Raw genomic sequence first — 17,483 nt, 5'->3', positions numbered from 1 at the left:
CCGATGCTACGACTCCAACTCGCCCTCGGTTTCCAGGAACACCGAACGCAAATCATCCAAAACTTGCTGATCGGGTTCTTGCCAGAGACCCCGGCTGGCTGCCTCCAACAATCTCTCGGCAATCCCGTGAAGAGCCCACGGGTTCGATTGCTGCATGAACTTGCGATTCTGCTCGTCGAGCACATAGCTGTTGGTGAGCTGCTCGTACATCCAGTCGGCCATCACGTTCGCGGTGGCGTCGTATCCGAACAGGTAGTCGACGGTGGCGGCCATCTCGAATGCACCCTTGTAACCGTGCCGGCGCATCGCCTCCAACCACCGCGGATTAACCACACGCGCACGGAAAACCCTTGTGGTTTCTTCAGATAACGTGCGGGTATGCACCGCGTCGGGCCGGGTGTTGTCGCCGATGTATGCCGCCGGCGCCTTGCCGGTGAGCGCTCGCACCGCGGCGACCATGCCACCGTGATACTGGAAATAGTCGTCCGAGTCGGCAATATCGTGTTCACGGGTGTCGGTGTTCTTGGCCGCCACCGCGATCCGGCGATACTGATGACGCATATCCTCACTGGCAGCCGCACCGTCCAGTCCGCGGCCGTAGGCGAATCCACCCCACGCTGTGTAGACCTGTTCCAAATCCGAGTCGTTGCGCCAGTTTTGACTATCGATCAGCTGAAGCAGTCCCGCCCCGTAGGTGCCGGGCTTGGAGCCGAAGATGCGCATGGTGGCGCGGCGCCAGTCTCCGTGTTCGGCACGATCAGCCTCGGCGTGCGCCCTCAGATAGTTCTCCTCGGCAGATTCGTCGAGTCCGGCCGCAAGGGCGACGGCGTCGTCGAGCATGGTCACCACGTGCGGGAAGGCGTCGCGGAAGAATCCGGAGATGCGCACCGTGACGTCGATGCGAGGGCGCCCGAGCTCCGACAAGGAGATCGCCTCGAGGCTCACCACGCGCCGGGAGGCGTCATCCCATACCGGCCGAACTCCCAGGAGGGCAAGGACTTCGGCAATGTCGTCGCCAGAGGTCCGCATCGCCGAGGTACCCCAGATCGAAAGCCCGACGGACCGCGGCCAGTCGCCATAGTCGGTGCGGTATCGCTGCAGGAGCGAGTCCGCCATGGCCTGCCCGGTCTCCCAAGCCAACTTCGACGGAACCGCCTTGGGGTCCACCGAGTAGAAGTTGCGTCCGGTGGGCAACACGTTGACGAGTCCGCGCAGCGGCGAGCCAGAGGGCCCGGCCTCGATGAATCGGCCATCAAGAGCGCGCAGCACCGCGTCGATTTCGCCGTTGGTGCCGTCCAGCCGTGGCACCACCTCCGTCGCCGCGAACCGCAGGATCGATGCGACCTGAGGGTCGTCGGTGAGTTGACCGACCGCATCCGGGTTCCAGCCTGTGCCCTGCAACGCGGCCAGCAGCGAATGTGCTTGCTGATCAATCTCATCCACCCGCGCACGGTCGTCGGTGCCGTCCTCGGCCAGGCCGAGCGCCTGCCGCAACCCCGGCACCGACTGTTCGCCGGCCCACATCTGCCGGGCGCGCAGGATCGAGAGCACCAGATCAACCTGAGCGGCACCCGTGGGCGCACTGCCCAGGATGTGCAGGCCGTCACGGATCTGCACATCCTTGATCTCGCAGAGCCATCCGTCGACGTGCAGCAGCATGTCGTCGAAGACGTCCTCGTCAGGGCGCTCTTCGAGTCCCAGGTCGTGGTCCATCTTCGCTGCACGCATCAGCGTCCAGATCTGCTGGCGGATCGCCGGGAGTTTGGCCGGATCCAGCGCCGAGATGTTCGCGTGCTCATCGAGAAGCTGCTCCAAACGCGCGATATCCCCGTAGGTCTCGGCGCGCGCCATGGGTGGGATCAGGTGATCGACCAGGGTCGCGTGTGCGCGCCGCTTGGCCTGGGTGCCCTCGCCCGGATCGTTCACCAGGAACGGGTAGATGAGTGGCAGGTCACCGATCGCGGCGTCGGTAGCGCAATCTGCCGACAGACCAACGGTTTTCCCGGGTAACCACTCCAGGTTGCCGTGCTTGCCCAGGTGCACCAGCGCGTCGGCGCCAAACCCACCCTCCTCGCGCGGGGCCGACAGCCAGCGATACGCGGCCAGATAATGGTGGCTCGGCGGCAGATCGGGATCGTGATAGATGGCCACCGGGTTCTCGCCGAACCCGCGAGGCGGCTGCACCAGCAGCAGGGTATTGCCGGCTTGCAAGGCGGCGATCACGATATCGCCGTCGGGGTTGACGCTGGTGTCCACGAACAGATCGCCCGGCGGCGGTCCCCAGTGTTCGACGACCTGCTCGGCAAGACCGGGTGCCAGCCGGGAGAACCACTCCCGGTACTGGCGAGCCGGAACACGAATCGGGTTGCCCGCCAGCTGGTCTGCGGTAAGCCAGTCCGGATCTTGGCCACCCCGCTCGATGAGCGCGTGCACCAGGGTGTCCCCGTCCCCGTCCGTGGCGGGACGACCGGTGGCGGGCAGTCCGGGGATGTCGCCGTCGGCGCCCACGTCGTAGCCGGCCTCCCGCATCGCGGTCAGCAATGCCACCGCACTGGCCGGAGTGTCCAGTCCCACCGCGTTCCCGATCCTGGCGTGCTTGGTGGGGTATGCGGAGAACACGACGGCAATCCGGCGTTCACCGGCGGGGATGGATCGAAGCTTCGCGTGCCGCAGCGCGATACCTGCCACCCGGGCGCAGCGCTCCGGGTCGGGAACATAGGTGATGAGGCCGTCGCTGTCGATCTCCTTGAACGAGAACGGCACGGTGATGATGCGCCCGTCGAATTCGGGCACCGCGACCTGAGTGGCGACGTCCAACGGACTCATGCCGTCGTCGTTGGCCTCCCAATCATCTCGGGGGCTGGTCAGGCACAGCCCCTGCAGGATCGGGATATCAAGGGCGGCAAGATGGCCGACATTCCACTCGTCGTCAGCCCCTCCGGCTCCCACAGCCGCCGGGGTGGCACCGCCCGCGGCCAGCACGGTGACCACCATCGCGTCAGCGGCGGCGAGCGTCTCCAGGAGTTCCGCCGGCGCGGTGCGTAGCGAGGCGCAGTACACCGGAAGCGCCCGCCCTCCGAGGTTTTCAATGGCGGTGCAGAGAGCCTCTATGTATGCGGTGTTCCCGGCCAGCTGCTGAGCGCGGTAGTACAGCACCGCGACGGTGGGACCATCGACACTCCCGGTCGCACGCTCCAGCACTCCCCAGGCCGGGTTTGTCGTCGGCGGTTCGAAGCCGATACCCGTCATCAGGACGGTGTCGGACAAGAAGGCGTGCAGCTGCTGCAGATTGGCCGTCCCGCCCTCGGCCAGGTACCGGTGCACCTGCAGGGCGACGCCGCCCGGAACGGTCGAGCATTCCATGAGTTCGGCATCGGGAGCCTGTTCACCGGAGACCACCACGGCCGGCACTCCGGAGGCAATGACGGCGTCGATGCCCTCCTCCCAGCCGCGACGTCCGCCCAGAAGCCGGACAACCACCAACCCCATCCCCTCCAGCAGGCCCGGGACGTCGTCGACGTGGATACGAGAGGGGTTGGCCCATCGATAGTTCGCACCGCTGGCGCGCGCGCTCAGCAGGTCGGTATCCGATGTCGACAGAATCAGGATCGGGGCATTGCTCACAGGACATTCGTACCGTAGTCCTACGGTGAGTAGGTGACCCGCTCCTCAGCCGACGACGCATGCCCCGGTGCGCTGCGGTTACATGAGGCGGCCGACGGAGCACTGGCACGCATCCGGCTGCCCGGCGGAATGCTCTCGTCGGCGCAGTTGGCCGCGTTGGCCACAGCAGCAGGCAGCCATGGCGCACCCGTTTTGGAGCTGACCTCCCGCGGCAACATTCAGCTGCGATCGATCCGGGATGCGGACGCGGTGGGCACCCTGTTATCGGACGCCGGGCTGCTGCCGTCGCCCAGCCACGAACGAGTGCGCAACATCGTGGCCTCGCCGCTCTCGGGCCGGGCCGGTGAGTTCCCCGATGTGCGGCCGCTGGTCCGCGCGCTCGACCAGGGGCTGATCTCAGCTTCCGTGCTCGCCGGCCTGCCGGGCCGCTTCCTGTTCAGCCTCGATGACGGACGCGCCGACATGGCCACCGTGGGTGCGGACATCGGGCTCGGCCATGGGCCGGGCGGCTGGCGTGTTCTCCTCGATGGTCATGGCACCTCTACGTGTGTCGCCGACCCGGACGCCGCCGTCGACCATGTGCTCGCGGCGGCGCAGACCTTCGTAGAGATTCGGGGAAACGCATGGCGCGTCCGGGAGCTGCCGGACGGCGCCAAGACCCTGGCCGCGGCGATCGGCGCAACACTGATCGCGGGGCCGGGCGAGGCAGGGCCCGCGCCGCACGCGCCCGTGGGATGGATCGAGCAGTATCCCGACCACGAGTTGGTGACGCTGGGGGCCGCCGTTCCGTTGGGCCAGCTGCCGGCTCGGGTGGCGGCACTGCTGGCCGCCGCCGAAAGACCCGTCGTCATCACCCCATGGCGGTCGGTACTGCTGTGCGATCTGCCCCACGAGGACGCCGACGCGGTGCTGCGGGTGCTGGCACCTCTGGGCCTGGTCTTCGACGAGCGCTCCCCATGGCTCAATGCCAGCTCGTGCACCGGGCTACCGGGATGCGGACGCTCCCGAACCGATGTCCACGCCGACGTCCGGCTCGAAGTCGCCGAAGAGATCGCCAGCGGTGTTCATTCGCCGATACATCGGCACTGGGTCGGGTGTCCACGGGCCTGCGGCTCCCCCACCACAGGGCAGGTGCTGGTGGCGACGGAGCTGGGTTATCGACCGCTCGAGCGGCACCCGTAGGGTTAGCGCGTGCTGGACTACGTGCGAGACGGAGCCGAGATCTATCGGCAATCGTTCGCGACCATCAGGGCCGAGGCAGATTTGTCGGCCTTCCCCGATGACGTCGCGCGTGTGGTGGTCCGGCTCATTCACACCTGTGGGCAGGTGGATTTGCCCGGCGAAATCGCCTTCACCCCCGATGTGGTGACACGCACCCGAGCGGCATTGGATGCGGGTGCCCCCATCCTGTGTGATTCGTCGATGGTCGCGGCCGGGATCACCCGTCTGCGCCTGCCCGCGGACAACGAAGTGGTGTCCCTGGTGGCCGATCCGCGCGCCGCCGATTTGGCCCAGCGCACCGGGACTACGAGATCTGCTGCTGCGGTGGATCTTTGGACCGATCGACTACCGGGATCGGTGGCCGCGATCGGAAATGCCCCCACGGCGCTATTCCGCATACTCGAACTCATCGACGAAGGTGTGGCGCCCCCGGTGGCCGTCCTGGGCGGCCCGGTCGGTTTCGTCGGTTCGGCACAGTCCAAGCAGGAGCTGATCGACCGTCCCCGTGGCATGGACTACCTGTTGGTGCGAGGGCGGCGCGGTGGCAGCGCGATGGCCGCCGCTGCCGTGAATGCGATTGCGAGCGAGAAGGAATGAGCAGAGGAACGCTCTGGGGTGTGGGCCTGGGCCCCGGTGATCCCGAACTGGTGACCGTGAAGGCGGCCCGCGTGATCGGCGAAGCCGATGTGGTGGCATTCCACAGCGCACGGCACGGCCGCAGCATCGCCCGCTCGATTGCGCAGCCGTATCTGCGGACCGGCCAGATCGAGGAGCACCTGGTCTACCCGGTGACCACCGAGACCACCGATCACCCGGGCGGATACCGCGGTGCGATCGATGACTTCTACGAGGAGTCCGCGAATCGGATTGCCGCCCATTTGGATTCGGGCCGTAATGTGGCGCTGCTCGCCGAAGGTGATCCGCTGTTCTACAGCTCGTACATGCATATGCACCGCCGCCTGACCGACAGGTTCGACGCGGTCATCATCCCCGGTGTGACGTCGGTCAGCGCCGCATCAGCCGCAACGGGTACGCCCTTGGTCGAGGGCGACGAGATCCTGACGGTCATCCCCGGCACCTTGCCCGCCGACGAGATCGCCCGCAGGCTCAGCGATTCGGATGCGGCAGTCATCATGAAACTCGGACGCTCCTACGGCGCCGTCCGGCAGGCGTTGGACACCGCCGGCGTGCTGGACCGTGCCTACTACGTGGAACGGGCCAGCACCACGCAGCAGCGGGTACTGTCCGCCGCCGATGTCGATCCGTCTTCGGTGCCCTATTTCTCACTGGTCCTGGTTCCCGGGGCGCAACCCCTCGGCGACACCGCACAGGACGGAATGGTGACGGTGGTCGGTTTGGGCCCCGGCCATCATGATTGGACCACCACCGAAGTACGGCACGAACTGGCCCTCGCCACCGATCTCATCGGATACGGGCCGTATCTGGATCGTATCCCCGCTCGCGACGGTCAAGTCCGTCATGCCAGCGACAACCGTGACGAGCCCGCACGCGCCGAACTGTCCTTCAAGCTCGCTGCGGGTGGCCGCCGGGTGGCCGTGGTGTCCTCGGGGGACCCGGGTGTGTTCGCGATGGCGGCGGCGGTGATGGAAGAGGCCCGAGCGTGGCCCGATGTCACGGTGCGGGTGCTTCCGGCGATGACGGCGGCGCAGGCCGTCGCCAGCCGGGTCGGGGCACCCCTCGGGCATGACTATGCGGTGATCTCGCTGTCCGATCGCCTCAAGCCCTGGCAGGTCATCGAGTCCCGGCTACGCGCCGCGGCCGCGGCCGACCTGGTGCTGGCCGTGTACAACCCGGCCTCGAAGTCGCGCACCTGGCAAGTGGCCTCCATGCGCGACGTGCTGCTGGAACACCGCGCCCCGGCAACTCCGGTCGTACTGGGACGCGATGTCGGCGGCGCGGGAGAGTCCGTGCGGGTGACCACCCTGGGTGACCTCGACCCGTCAGCGGTGGACATGCGCACCCTGCTGATCATCGGGTCCTCACAGACCCAGTGGCAGGACACCGATTCGGGACCTCAGGTGTTCACGCCTCGGCGGTATCCCGCTCAGTGACCCAGTGCTGTGCCTCGTCCACGGTGGACACGGTGCGCACCTTCTCCGGCAGGGCCGGCCTGTCGATCATCACCACGGGAATGCCCAGCACTGCAGCGGCTTCCAACTTCGCCGAAGTCATCGTTCCGCCACTGTTCTTGGTGACCAGCGCCTCGATCTCGTACTGGCGCATGAGATCGGTCTCTTCCTCGAGGGAATAGGGCCCACGCGACAACAACAGATGGTGCCGCTCGGGCAGTTCGTCGGCGGGCACCGGCTCCACCACACGGATCAGGAACCAGGCGTCCGAGAACAGAAACGCCCCGATGCTGGAGCGCCCCGAGGTCAGAAACACTCGTGAAAAGCCCTGTGCCACCACCGTGTCCTTGGCCTCGGCGGCCGAGCACACCACGGTGGCATCTCCCGCCGGCCAGGGTGGACGGCGCAGGATGAGGTGCGGGATACCCAGCCGGGCGCATGCCGCAGCGGCGTTCTCGGTAATCGTCGCCGCGAACGGATGCGTAGCGTCGACCACGGCGTCGATATTGTTATCCAACAACCATTTCCGTAGTCCGGCCTCTCCACCAAAGCCCCCGATGCGCAACTCGCCGGCCGGAACTGCCGGGTTACGCACCCGCCCCGCGAGCGAGGTGGTGACATCGAACCGGGGTGCCAGCCGCTCCGCCAGCTCGCGCGCCTCCGCCGAGCCGCCGAGAATCAAGATCTTCATCTAATGTGTTGCCCCTCTGCGACGTCCGGCCGAGTACAGGTAGCTATCCGTGAACCCCTCTGCCGCAAGCACCTTTCCGACGAAGATGACCGCCGTCTTGGTCACGCCCGCTTGTTTCATCTGCTCGGCGATGTCCGCGAGAGTGCCACGAAGGATGGTCTCCGATGGCCAGCTGGCATATGCGACGACAGCAACCGGCGTGCCCGGCGGATACCCCCCGGCGACGAGGTCAGCTACCACATTGTCGATTTGGGCCGCGGCCAGGTGCAACGCCAGCGTCGCCCGCGGCGCCGCCAGGGTGCGCAAATCCTCGCCGGCGGGCATCGCGGTGGACAGCGTCGAGACACGGGTGATTGTCACGGTCTGCGCGACACCGGGAACGGTGAGCTCGGCGCCCAATGCCGCCGCGGCCGCGGCGAAGGCAGGCACACCGGGCACGATCTCGTGACCGATGCCCAGGGCATCCAGTCGGCGGCACTGCTCGGCCACCGCACTGTACAGCGAGGGGTCACCCGAGTGCAGCCTGGCGACATCCAATCCCTGTGCGTCAGCGCTGGATATCTCCTCGATGATGGCATCCAAGGTCAGTGGGCCAGTGTCGATGATTCGGGCGTCGGGCGGGCACACCGCCAGGAGGTCGGGCGGCATGATCGATCCGGCGTACAGGCACACCGTGCACCGCTGCAGAATCCGCTGACCGCGCACCGTGATGAGGTCGGCGGCGCCCGGTCCCGCGCCGATGAAGTAGACGGTCATGACTTTTCCCCGGTCCATTGAGCCACGGGCAGCCGGGATCTCCAGCTGGTGAAGGCTCCGAGCGGAGCCGCGTCCTCCACGCGGTACCGGTGCAGCTCTCCCCCATGGCGGGAATACCAACGCAATAGCAGCGCTTCGGACTCCGCGGTCACCGCGTTGACGACAATCCTGCCTCCGCTCGGCAGCCGTTCCCAGCACGCCTCTAGCAGACCGGCATTGGTCACGCCACCGCCGACAAAGATCGCGTCCGGCGGGCAGGCCCTGTCGAAATCGCAAGGTGCCGCGGCGAAACACTCGACGTCTACACCGAATTTCGTCGCGTTGGCCACAATCGCGGCCCGCCGCGATGGCTTGATCTCGAAGGCCGAGGCGCTACAGCCGGTGCCACTGCGAGACCATTCGATCGCGATGCTGCCCGACCCTGCGCCCACATCCCAAAGCCGCTGGCCCGGTCGCGGCGCGAGTGATGCCAGCGTGACCGCCCGGATCTCGCGCTTGGTTATCTGCCCATCGTGTTCGAAGGCGTCCTCGGACAACCCCGCGACCAGTGGCAGCGCCACCTCTCCCGCTGCCGTCGGAAAATATTCCACGGCAACGACATTCAATGCATGACCGGGAGAATGGCCCCAATCGCGAGCGACCCCTTCCAGGCTTTTCTCTGCCGCTCCACCCAGCTGCTCCCACACCGTCAGCCGTGAGTCACCCAGCCCGGAATCGGTCAGGGTCTGCGCCAGCTCAGCCGGAGTGTCCGCGTTGCGGCTGAGCACGATCGCCCGACCGCCGAACCGCAGCGCGGAGGTCGCCGGCGCATTGACCAGGCTGATGATCTCCACATCGTTCACCGCCCACCCCATTCGTGCGCAGGCCAACGACACACTGGATACGTGCGGTAACACATGCACCCGATCCGCTCCGAAGAGCCGGATCAGCGTGGTTCCGATGCCATGCAGCATCGGGTCACCGCTGGCCAGCACGTGGACATTGCCGAGACCATCGAACATGGTGGGCAACGCGGGCAACAGGGGCGAAGGCCACACCCGGCACTCGGCCGCCAGGGATTCTTCGGCCAGCAGTTCCAGCTGGCGTAGCGAACCGAATATCACTGAGGCATGCTGTAATTCGCGGCGGGAACGCATGGATAGCCCGTCGACACCGTCCGCACCTATCCCGATCACGGTGATCACCGCGGTATCCTGCGCCATAGAGATGACGGTACCCAGCGCATGATGAAAGCGAGCGTTCCCAGCGCACGCGGAATCCACACGGTGCGCTTCCCGCTGCGCAGGGCGCGCACGGTCGCCTCCGCCACCTGGGGCGGTGTGCTCGCCAATGGTGCCGGTGACATACCCGCCGCCATCCGCCCGATCACGAAGCCGGGGCGCGCGATCAACAGGTGCACGCCCGAACCGTGCAGGGCGTCGGCGAGTCCGCTCGCGAAACCGTCGAGCCCCGCCTTGGCCGATCCGTACACGTAATTGGCACGCCGCACTCGCCATCCGGCGATCGAGGAGAAGACCACCAGCGCACCGCGCCCGGCACCGCGCATGCGCACGGCCAGCTGGGTCAACAACGCCACCTGCGCCACGTAGTCGATGTGCACGATCGCCGCCGCATGGCCGGCATCGGTTTCCGCCCGCTCCTGGTCGCCCAGCAGTCCAAACGCGAGCACCGCCACGTCGATGGCTCCATGCCGCTCGGTAAGGGCGGCCAGCACCGATTCGTGGGTGTCGAGCCGGTCGGCGTCGAACTCGACGCAATCGACCGCCACGGCCCCCGCGTCGCGGACGCGCCGTTCCTCGTCCTGCAGGTCACCGGCCCGGCGCGCCGCGAGGACCACCGTGTTTCCGGCGGCGAGACGCGTGGCCACCTCAAGTCCGATTTCGCTGCGTCCGCCGAATATCACCACCGTCGACGGTCTTCCCGCACGCGGATCATCCCCAAGCTGGCCGGAGTGTCGCACCGTGTCGGTCACGTCAGCGATTATGTCCTGCGCTAGCGTGAGAGTTGATGCCGAACACCCCTACAACTCGACTTACCGATGATGCGCTGGCGTTCCTGTCCGAGCGCCATCTCGCGATGCTGACCACCCTGCGGCAGGACAACAGCCCGCACGTGGTGGCTGTCGGCTTCACTTTTGACCCGGTCACGCACATCGCGCGGGTCATCACCACCGGCGGGTCGCAGAAAGCGGTCAACGCCGAGCGTGGAGGCCTCGCGGTACTGAGTCAGGTGGACGGCGCCCGCTGGCTTTCCCTGGAGGGCTCGGCCACCGTCGTCACCGACAAAGAGGCGGTACGCGACGCCGAGCTGCGTTATGCGCAGCGCTACCGCACACCGCGGGTGAACCCGCAGCGGGTGGTCATCGAGGTCAAGATCGAACGGGTACTGGGCTCCTCGGATCTACTGAACCGCGGCGACGCTCCTACCGAGTAGGCACCACCGTCAGGCCGTGCGGCCGTGAATTCACCGATTCGCAACCATTTTCGGTGACGACGACGATGTCCTCGATTCGCGCGCCCCACTGCCCCGGGAAGTACACGCCAGGCTCGATGCTGAAGGCCATTCCCGGCTCCAGGATCAGATCGTTGCCCTCCACGATGTACGGCTCCTCGTGTACCGACAATCCGATGCCGTGTCCGGTGCGATGCACGAATGCCTCACCCATCCCCGCCTCGACGAGAACGCGGCGCGCGGCGGCATCCACCGACTGGGCGCTCACGCCGGGCCGGGCCGCCCGTACCGCCGCCTGCTGCGCCTGCTCCAGAATTGAAATCCGGTGAGCCACATCGGAGTCAGGCTCGCCAATGCTGTAGGTACGCGTGCTGTCGGAGTGGTAACCGGGCTCGTAGCTGCCGCCGATGTCCACCACGACGATGTCCCCGGTCTGCAGCTCGCGGTCGGAGCATTCGTGGTGCGGGTCGGCCCCATGCGGACCGGACCCGACGATGATGAAGGCGACTTCCGAATGCCCCTCGGCCACAATCGCTTCAGCGATGTCGGCGGCCACCTGCGCCTCCGTGCGGCCCGGCACCAGCAGTTCGGGCACCAGCGCGTGGACGCGATCGATGGCCGCCCCGGCCTTGCGCAGGGCATCGATCTCGGAGGCGTCCTTGACCATGCGCAGTCGGCGCAGCACCCCCGTGGCCAGTATCGGCACGGTCCCGATCAATTCGGTCAGCGGGAGTAGATGCAGCGCGGGCATGGACTCGGTGACGGCAATGGTGCCCGACAACGCACCATCCGGGGAACCCAACGCCGCCCGTACCAGCTCATAGGGATTCTCCCCGTCCACCCAATCGCTGATCGGGATGCCGAGGTCGCCGATCGCCGAATCCTGCAGCGCCGCAAGCTCCATCCGCGGCGCGATCACGGTGGGCGTTCCCGAGGCAGGCACCACTAACGCCGTGAGCCGCTCGAATGTCTGCGCGCGTGAGCCGGTCAGATATCTCAGGTCGTATCCGGGTGTGATCACCAAGCCCGCCACCCCGGCCGTCGCGGCCTCCTGAGCGGCACGTTGCAGACGGTTGGCGTACACATCGGATTCAAAACGCTGGGGTGCCATACGGTCCAGGCTATCTGGCATAGGTTGAGTGCCGTGTCAGAAGACCTCCACCGACCCGTCCTGCTCCTCGATGGAGCCAGCCTGTGGTTCCGTTCATACTTCGGCGTCCCGGATTCCATCAAGTCCCCTGATGGCAGACCCGTCAATGCGGTCCGCGGCTTCCTCGACACCATCTCCCAGCTCATCACGCTGCATCGGCCGCATCGGCTTGTGGTGTGCCTGGATCTGGACTGGCGGCCCGCCTGGCGGGTTGCCGCGATTCCGTCGTACAAGGCGCATCGTGTGGTCGCGGAGGAGCCCGACGGCGCCGTCGATGTCGAAGAGGTGCCCGACGACCTGACACCCCAGGTCGACATGATCGCCGAAATGCTGGATGCGTTCGGCATCGCGTCCGCCGGCGCCCCGGGATTCGAAGCCGACGACGTACTAGGCACCCTCGCGGCCGCTGAACGGCGCGACCCGGTGATCGTGGTAAGCGGGGACCGAGACCTACTGCAGGTGGTCACCGATGCCCCGGTACCTGTTCGCGTCTTCTACATGGGCCGCGGGTTCGCCAAGGCCACATTGTTCGGACCGGTGGAGGTATCCGAGCAGTACGGCGTGTCCGTCGAGCGCGCCGGCGCGGCGTACGCCGAGCTGGCCCTGCTGCGCGGCGACCCGTCCGACGGTCTGCCCGGTGTTGCCGGGGTGGGCGAGAAAACCGCCGCCAAACTTCTGGCCGAGCATCACTCGCTGACCGGCATTCTCGCAGCGGCCGATGATCCAAAATCAGGGCTGGCCAAGGCCGTTCGCGCCAAGTTGCAGGCCTCGGTCGACTACATCGCGGCTGCCGAGCCGGTGGTGCGGGTGGCCGTGGATGCGCCGGTCACCATCGATCGGGACAGCGATGCGCTACCGCTGGCCGCCCGAGATCCGCGGCGAGTCGCCGAACTCGGTGCCGAGCTGGGCATCGGTTCGGCGATCACGCGCCTCCAGAAGGCATTGGACACGCTGCCGCAGCCTTAAAGCCGAGAACGCAAAACGCCGAGCGCGTCACTGCATGCGCTCGGCGTTTTGGCGGAACTCGTTACTTGGGGCGGCCGACCTCGTAGGTGCCCTTGTCGTTCTGGAAGGTCACGGTGACCTGTCGCTTGGTGCCGTCGATGCTGACATCGCAGTTGAAGGTGGCGCCCTTCTTCACCTCGGGGTTCTGGCCATCGTTGCACTTGACGTCCTTGACGTTCTTGGCGCCGTAGCCATTGGTTTCGTCGGTGAGAACCTTGGTCACACCCTCCTGCGCCTTGTTGACGTCCAGGGTTGTGGTCATGGCCCAGCCAGGTGCCAGGAAGGCGGTAATCAGCACCACGATCAGGATCACCGCGGCCGCGACGATACCGCCGATGATCGCGATGGTCTTGGTGGAACGCTGCGGCTTTCCGGCGCCGAACTGCGGGAACGGCTGTCCCTGCTGCTGTCCGTACTGGCCCGGGTATCCACCCTGCTGTCCGTACTGTCCCGGCTGGCCGTAGGCGCCGGGCTGACCGAACTGGCTCGGCTCACCGAACCCCGGCTGACTGGGCTGCTGGCCGAACTGGCTCGGATCCCCAAATCCACCGCCCGGGAAACCCGGCTGCTGGTACTGCGGATACTGCTGGCCCTGGCCATAGGCGGGCTGCTGCCAACTCGGGTCACCCTGCTGCGCCGGATCTGAGGATTGCGGTGTCTGCCACGGCTCTTGGCCTTGCCCAGGTTGGGGCGCCCACTGTCCGCCAGGTTCGGTTCCCTGTGGACCGCTCATCGTTCCTCCCGTGTCGCGACTTTGTTACTTACCGGTGTGTAAGAGGGTGCTGACGCTCCACCTTAGCGTTTGCTCGTCGTTATGTGCCATCAACGGCAACGACGCCACGCCGCACGTCGGCGACCGCGGCCCTCGCCACCGAGCGCACCCCGGCGTCCGGCGCTGCCTTGTTGATCTGGTCGAGCAGATCAACCACTTGCCGGCACCACCGCACGAAATCGCCTGCCGGTAGCGCGGTGCCCGTATCACCGGCCGCCTCCAACGACGCCGCCAGATCACCGGTGGTCGCCCAGCGGTACACCGCCGCGACAAAGCCCTCATCGACCTCGCGGGTGGGCGCGAGCTGATGCCGCTGTTCGTCGTGACGCAACCGTGCCAGTGCCCGGTGGGTTTCGGCGAGCGCCGCGCGCAGCGCCCCAGTGGGCGCCTCCCCCGTCACCGATACCGCATCACCACGCGACTCGTACAGCACGGCCGAGGCCACGGCCGCCAGTTCCGCGGGTTTGAGCCCCGCCCACAGTCCGCGCCGCAGACATTCGGCCACCAGCAGATCGCTCTCGCTGTAAATACGCGCCAGCAGCATGCCGTCCTCGGTCACCTTCTTGCCGAGTTCGGAGCTGTCCTGGACGTATCCGCGTTCGGTCAGCAGCGTCAGGATGCGGTCAAACGTGCGCGCGAGTGAGTTGGTGGCGGCCGACACCTTCTTCTGCAGTTGCGCGTTATCGCGTTCGATGCGCAGGTAGCGCTCGGCCGTCCGCGCCAGTTCCTCACGGTTGGGAGCGTGGTGCACCGGATGTTCCCGGATTTCGCGGCGCAGCCGTTCGACCTCGACGCCGAGATCTGAACCATCAGTGCCCGAATCGTTCTTGCGCCCCTTCACGGGTTGCGGCCTGCGCACCCGGCCCTCGTCCAGTGCCGATCGCAGGGCTGACGCCACGTCACGGCGCACCTTGGGCTGGCGGTGCTCGACACGCTTAGGCAGGCTGATGGATCCGAGCGGTTCCGCGGTTCCTGAGTAGTCCGCCGATGAAATCCTTCCGGCCCAACGATGTTCGGTCAACACCAACGGGCGCGGGTCATCGTCGTCGTGGGCCGGCTCCAGCACGACGGCCACGCCATTGCGGCGGCCGTGAGGTATCGCGATGACATCGCCGCGCTTGAGCGCCGCCAGGGCATCGTTGGCCGCACCGCGACGTTCCAGCCGCGAGGTGCGCGCCGCCGCCCGCTCGCGCTCGGAGAGCCTGCCGCGCAACCGGACGTATTCCAGGACGGACCCGTCGTGCCCGTCAATCTCCTTGGCGATCTCGTCCAGCATCTTCTTGCCGCGTTCGATACCGCGGACCAGTCCCACCACCGAGCGGTCGGCCTGGAACTGCGCGAAGGATCGCTCCAGTAGTTCACGCGCCGGATCCGGGCCCATGCGGTGCACCAGATTGATCGTCATGTTGTAGGACGGCGCAAACGAGCTGCGCAGCGGGAAGGTACGCGTGGACGCCAGACCTGCGATCTCGCTGGGTTCCACCTCGGGCGTCCACAACACGACGGCATGTCCCTCGACGTCGATTCCGCGTCGGCCCGCCCGCCCGGTCAACTGGGTGTACTCCCCCGGAGTCAACGCCGCGTGCTGCTCGCCGTTGAACTTCACCAACCGCTCCAGCACCACCGTGCGCGCGGGCATGTTGATACCCAATGCCAGTGTCTCGGTGGCAAATACCGCCTTCACGAGCCCCTTGGTGAACAGTTCCTCGACGGTGTGCCGGAAGACCGGCAGCATGCCGGCATGGTGGGCGGCGATACCGCGCAGCAGCCCCTCACGCCACTGCCAGTAGCCGAGCACGTCCAGGTCTGCCTCGGGCAGCCCCTCGGTGCGGCGGTCGATGATGGCAACGATCTCCCGCCGGTCCTCCTCGGTGGTGAGGCGCAACCGGGATCGAAGGCATTGCGCCACAGCGCCATCGCAGCCAGCACGAGAAAAGATGAACGTGATCGCCGGAAGTAGGCCGTCCTCGTCGAGCCGGGTGATGACCTCGGGTCGCGATGGCGGGCGATAGAGCGTGGGAGGACGCCCGCCACGATCGTGTGGTCCCCGTCGGCGTGGGCGGTCGAAGTCTGCGAAGCGATCGGCCTGGCGCCGCTGGGCTATGTAGCGGGTGAGCTCCGGGTCGACATCGGTTTTCTTGCCGTCGTAATCAAAGAGATCGAAGAGCCGCCGCCCGACCATGACGTGCTGCCATAGCGGGACCGGCCTGGTCTCATCGACCACGACGGCCGTGTCCCCGCGGACTGTTTTGATCCATCCGCCGAATTCTTCGGCGTTGCTTACCGTGGCCGACAGGCTGGCCAGGGCCACCTCTTCGGGCAGGTGCAAAATGACTTCTTCCCAGACCGCACCGCGGAATCGGTCGGCCAGGAAATGCACCTCGTCCATGACCACATACGAAAGACCATGCAGTGCTGGCGAATCCGCATACAGCATGTTCCGCAGCACCTCGGTGGTCATCACAACCACCGGGGCATCGGAGTTGATCGAGGAGTCTCCGGTAAGCAGGCCGACCTTCTCCGGTCCGTACACCGACACCAAGTCGTTGTGTTTCTGGTTGCTCAGCGCCTTGATCGGGGTGGTGTAGAAGCACTTGCGTCCGGCCGCCAGCGCCAGGTGGACCGCGAATTCTCCGACGATGGTCTTACCCGCGCCGGTGGGTGCACAGACCAGCACGCCGTGGCCGTTTTCCAGCGCCGTGCACGCGCGGACCTGAAAGGGATCGAGAGCAAAACTCAGCCCTTGGGAGAACGCACTGAGTTGGGTTCCGATGCTGGTCACTTGCCCATGTTGTCAAACCGCTCGGGAGGACCGATCGGTTCGGGCGCGGCAATGGCCTCGGGAGCATCCAAAGCCGAGGCCTCGTCATCGCCGAGCTCCTGCGCGGCCTCCCGCTTGGCCTTGCGTCTGTCGTGGATCCGGGCCACCTGAATGGAGAACTCCAGCAGCACCGTCAGTGCGAGGCCCAGCGCAGTCATCGTGAACGGATCGGATCCCGGGGTCGCGAAGGCCGCGAACACGAACAGGCCGAAGATGATGCCCCTACGCCAATTCTTGAGCTTGGCGTAGGACAGGATACCAACGAAATTGAGCATCACGAGCAACAGCGGGAACTCGAAGCTGACGCCGAAGACCAGCAACACGTTGATCAGAAAACTGAAGTACTCGTCACCCTTGAGCCCGGTGACCTGGACGTCGCTGCCCACCGTCAAGAGGAAATGCAGGGCCTTGGCCAGCACCGTGTAGGCCAATAGCGCACCGGCGACGAACAGCACCGTCGCCGCGGTGACGAAGATGACCGCGAATTTGCGTTCGTTGCGATACAGGCCCGGCGTGATGAACCGCCAGATCTGGTACAGCCACACCGGACAGGCCAGCACCACACCGGCGGTCAGACCTACCTTGAGGCGCAGCATGAACTGCTCGAAAGGCGCGGTCGCCAGCAGCCGGCAGGCCCCATCGGCGCTCAGATTGGCGCGCGCGCTGGCCGGCAGCGAGCAGTACGGTCCGCGCAACCACTCACCGAGGCTCTCCACACCGAACATCGCGTGCTCGTACCAGAAGAACCCGACGATGGTGGTCAGCAGGACGGCGGCCACCGAGATCAACAGACGGGTACGCAGCTCCTGCAGATGCTCGACGAGCGACATGGTGCCGTCGGAATTCTTGGGCTGTCTGGACTTTCGCTGCAGCCCAAGAGCACCCAGGACCTTATTCATGAA

14 protein-coding genes are annotated in these 17,483 nt (G+C 66.4%); 5 read left to right on the top strand and 9 right to left on the bottom strand.

Features of this window, described 5'->3' with window-relative positions; all coding sequences use genetic code 11:
• Nucleotides 1–6: 6 nt before the first annotated feature.
• Nucleotides 7–3,624, bottom strand: a complete 3,618-nt coding sequence (gene cobN, locus HBA99_RS11015) for a cobaltochelatase subunit CobN (protein WP_070918029.1) — start codon at nucleotides 3,622–3,624, stop codon at nucleotides 7–9.
• Between the two features lie 33 nt (nucleotides 3,625–3,657).
• Here cobN and cobG point away from each other — a divergent pair, with 33 nt between their 5' ends.
• The 3 genes from cobG to HBA99_RS11000 are packed head-to-tail and all read left to right on the top strand — an operon-like array spanning nucleotide 3,658 to nucleotide 6,917.
• Nucleotides 3,658–4,806 (top strand): precorrin-3B synthase, encoded by a 1,149-nt coding sequence (cobG, locus tag HBA99_RS11010; RefSeq protein WP_070951055.1) that lies wholly within the window; start codon nucleotides 3,658–3,660, stop codon nucleotides 4,804–4,806.
• Between the two features lie 9 nt (nucleotides 4,807–4,815).
• The gene (locus HBA99_RS11005; protein WP_070924445.1) at nucleotides 4,816–5,442 is read left to right on the top strand and encodes a precorrin-8X methylmutase; all 627 of its coding nucleotides are present in this window, start codon (nucleotides 4,816–4,818) and stop codon (nucleotides 5,440–5,442) included.
• A complete protein-coding gene (locus tag HBA99_RS11000; protein WP_070951056.1) occupies nucleotides 5,439–6,917 on the top strand; it encodes a precorrin-2 C(20)-methyltransferase in 1,479 nt (492 codons plus the stop codon). Before HBA99_RS11005 ends, HBA99_RS11000 begins: the two co-directional genes overlap by 4 nt.
• On the opposite strand, the gene HBA99_RS10995 is transcribed toward HBA99_RS11000, so the two are convergent.
• The 4 genes from HBA99_RS10995 to HBA99_RS10980 are packed head-to-tail and all read right to left on the bottom strand — an operon-like array spanning nucleotide 6,889 to nucleotide 10,288.
• Entirely contained in the window at nucleotides 6,889–7,617 is a 729-nt protein-coding gene (locus HBA99_RS10995) for a cobalt-precorrin-6A reductase (protein WP_081343085.1), read from the bottom strand. The genes HBA99_RS11000 and HBA99_RS10995 overlap by 29 nt on opposite strands.
• 9 nt (nucleotides 7,618–7,626) lie before the next feature.
• Nucleotides 7,627–8,382 carry a precorrin-4 C(11)-methyltransferase gene (gene cobM, locus HBA99_RS10990; protein WP_057967037.1) on the bottom strand — a complete coding sequence of 252 codons (756 nt, stop codon included), beginning with the start codon at nucleotides 8,380–8,382 and terminating at the stop codon, nucleotides 7,627–7,629.
• A complete protein-coding gene (cbiE, locus tag HBA99_RS10985) occupies nucleotides 8,379–9,584 on the bottom strand; it encodes a precorrin-6y C5,15-methyltransferase (decarboxylating) subunit CbiE (protein WP_070951057.1) in 1,206 nt (401 codons plus the stop codon). The genes cobM and cbiE overlap by 4 nt, the downstream gene beginning before the upstream one ends.
• On the bottom strand, nucleotides 9,563–10,288 hold the full coding sequence (locus tag HBA99_RS10980; protein WP_070952243.1) for a decaprenylphospho-beta-D-erythro-pentofuranosid-2-ulose 2-reductase: 726 nt from the start codon (nucleotides 10,286–10,288) through the stop codon (nucleotides 9,563–9,565). The genes cbiE and HBA99_RS10980 overlap by 22 nt, the downstream gene beginning before the upstream one ends.
• Before the next feature lie 101 nt (nucleotides 10,289–10,389).
• On the opposite strand from HBA99_RS10980, the gene HBA99_RS10975 reads away from it, so the two are divergent.
• Nucleotides 10,390–10,815, top strand: coding sequence for a F420-dependent biliverdin reductase (locus HBA99_RS10975; RefSeq protein WP_030095633.1), 426 nt, complete (start codon nucleotides 10,390–10,392; stop codon nucleotides 10,813–10,815).
• On the opposite strand, the gene HBA99_RS10970 is transcribed toward HBA99_RS10975, so the two are convergent.
• Complete coding sequence (locus HBA99_RS10970; RefSeq protein WP_070952244.1) at nucleotides 10,805–11,944, bottom strand: M24 family metallopeptidase; 1,140 nt, start codon at nucleotides 11,942–11,944, stop codon at nucleotides 10,805–10,807. The genes HBA99_RS10975 and HBA99_RS10970 overlap by 11 nt on opposite strands.
• Before the next feature lie 60 nt (nucleotides 11,945–12,004).
• Between HBA99_RS10970 and HBA99_RS10965 the strand changes: the two genes are divergently transcribed.
• Entirely contained in the window at nucleotides 12,005–12,949 is a 945-nt protein-coding gene (locus HBA99_RS10965) for a 5'-3' exonuclease (RefSeq protein ID WP_070952245.1), read from the top strand.
• A gap of 61 nt (nucleotides 12,950–13,010) precedes the next feature.
• Here the strand turns inward: HBA99_RS10965 and HBA99_RS10960 are convergent, their stop codons facing one another.
• The 3 genes from HBA99_RS10960 to tatC form a co-directional block, all read right to left on the bottom strand.
• Complete coding sequence (locus HBA99_RS10960) at nucleotides 13,011–13,721, bottom strand: DUF4333 domain-containing protein (RefSeq protein WP_057967035.1); 711 nt, start codon at nucleotides 13,719–13,721, stop codon at nucleotides 13,011–13,013.
• Between the two features lie 79 nt (nucleotides 13,722–13,800).
• Nucleotides 13,801–16,542: a DEAD/DEAH box helicase gene (locus HBA99_RS10955; protein ID WP_070949728.1), complete on the bottom strand. Its 2,742-nt coding sequence runs from the start codon at nucleotides 16,540–16,542 to the stop codon at nucleotides 13,801–13,803.
• Nucleotides 16,539–17,411, bottom strand: coding sequence for a twin-arginine translocase subunit TatC (gene tatC, locus HBA99_RS10950; RefSeq protein ID WP_070917108.1), 873 nt, complete (start codon nucleotides 17,409–17,411; stop codon nucleotides 16,539–16,541). The genes HBA99_RS10955 and tatC overlap by 4 nt, the downstream gene beginning before the upstream one ends.
• Nucleotides 17,412–17,483: the final 72 nt, after the last annotated feature.

The organism is Mycobacteroides chelonae (assembly GCF_016767715.1).
In the GTDB taxonomy this organism is placed as follows: domain Bacteria; phylum Actinomycetota; class Actinomycetes; order Mycobacteriales; family Mycobacteriaceae; genus Mycobacterium; species Mycobacterium gwanakae.
Note: the sequence above shows the minus strand (reverse complement) of the source record. Positions and strands in the feature narration are given on the sequence as shown.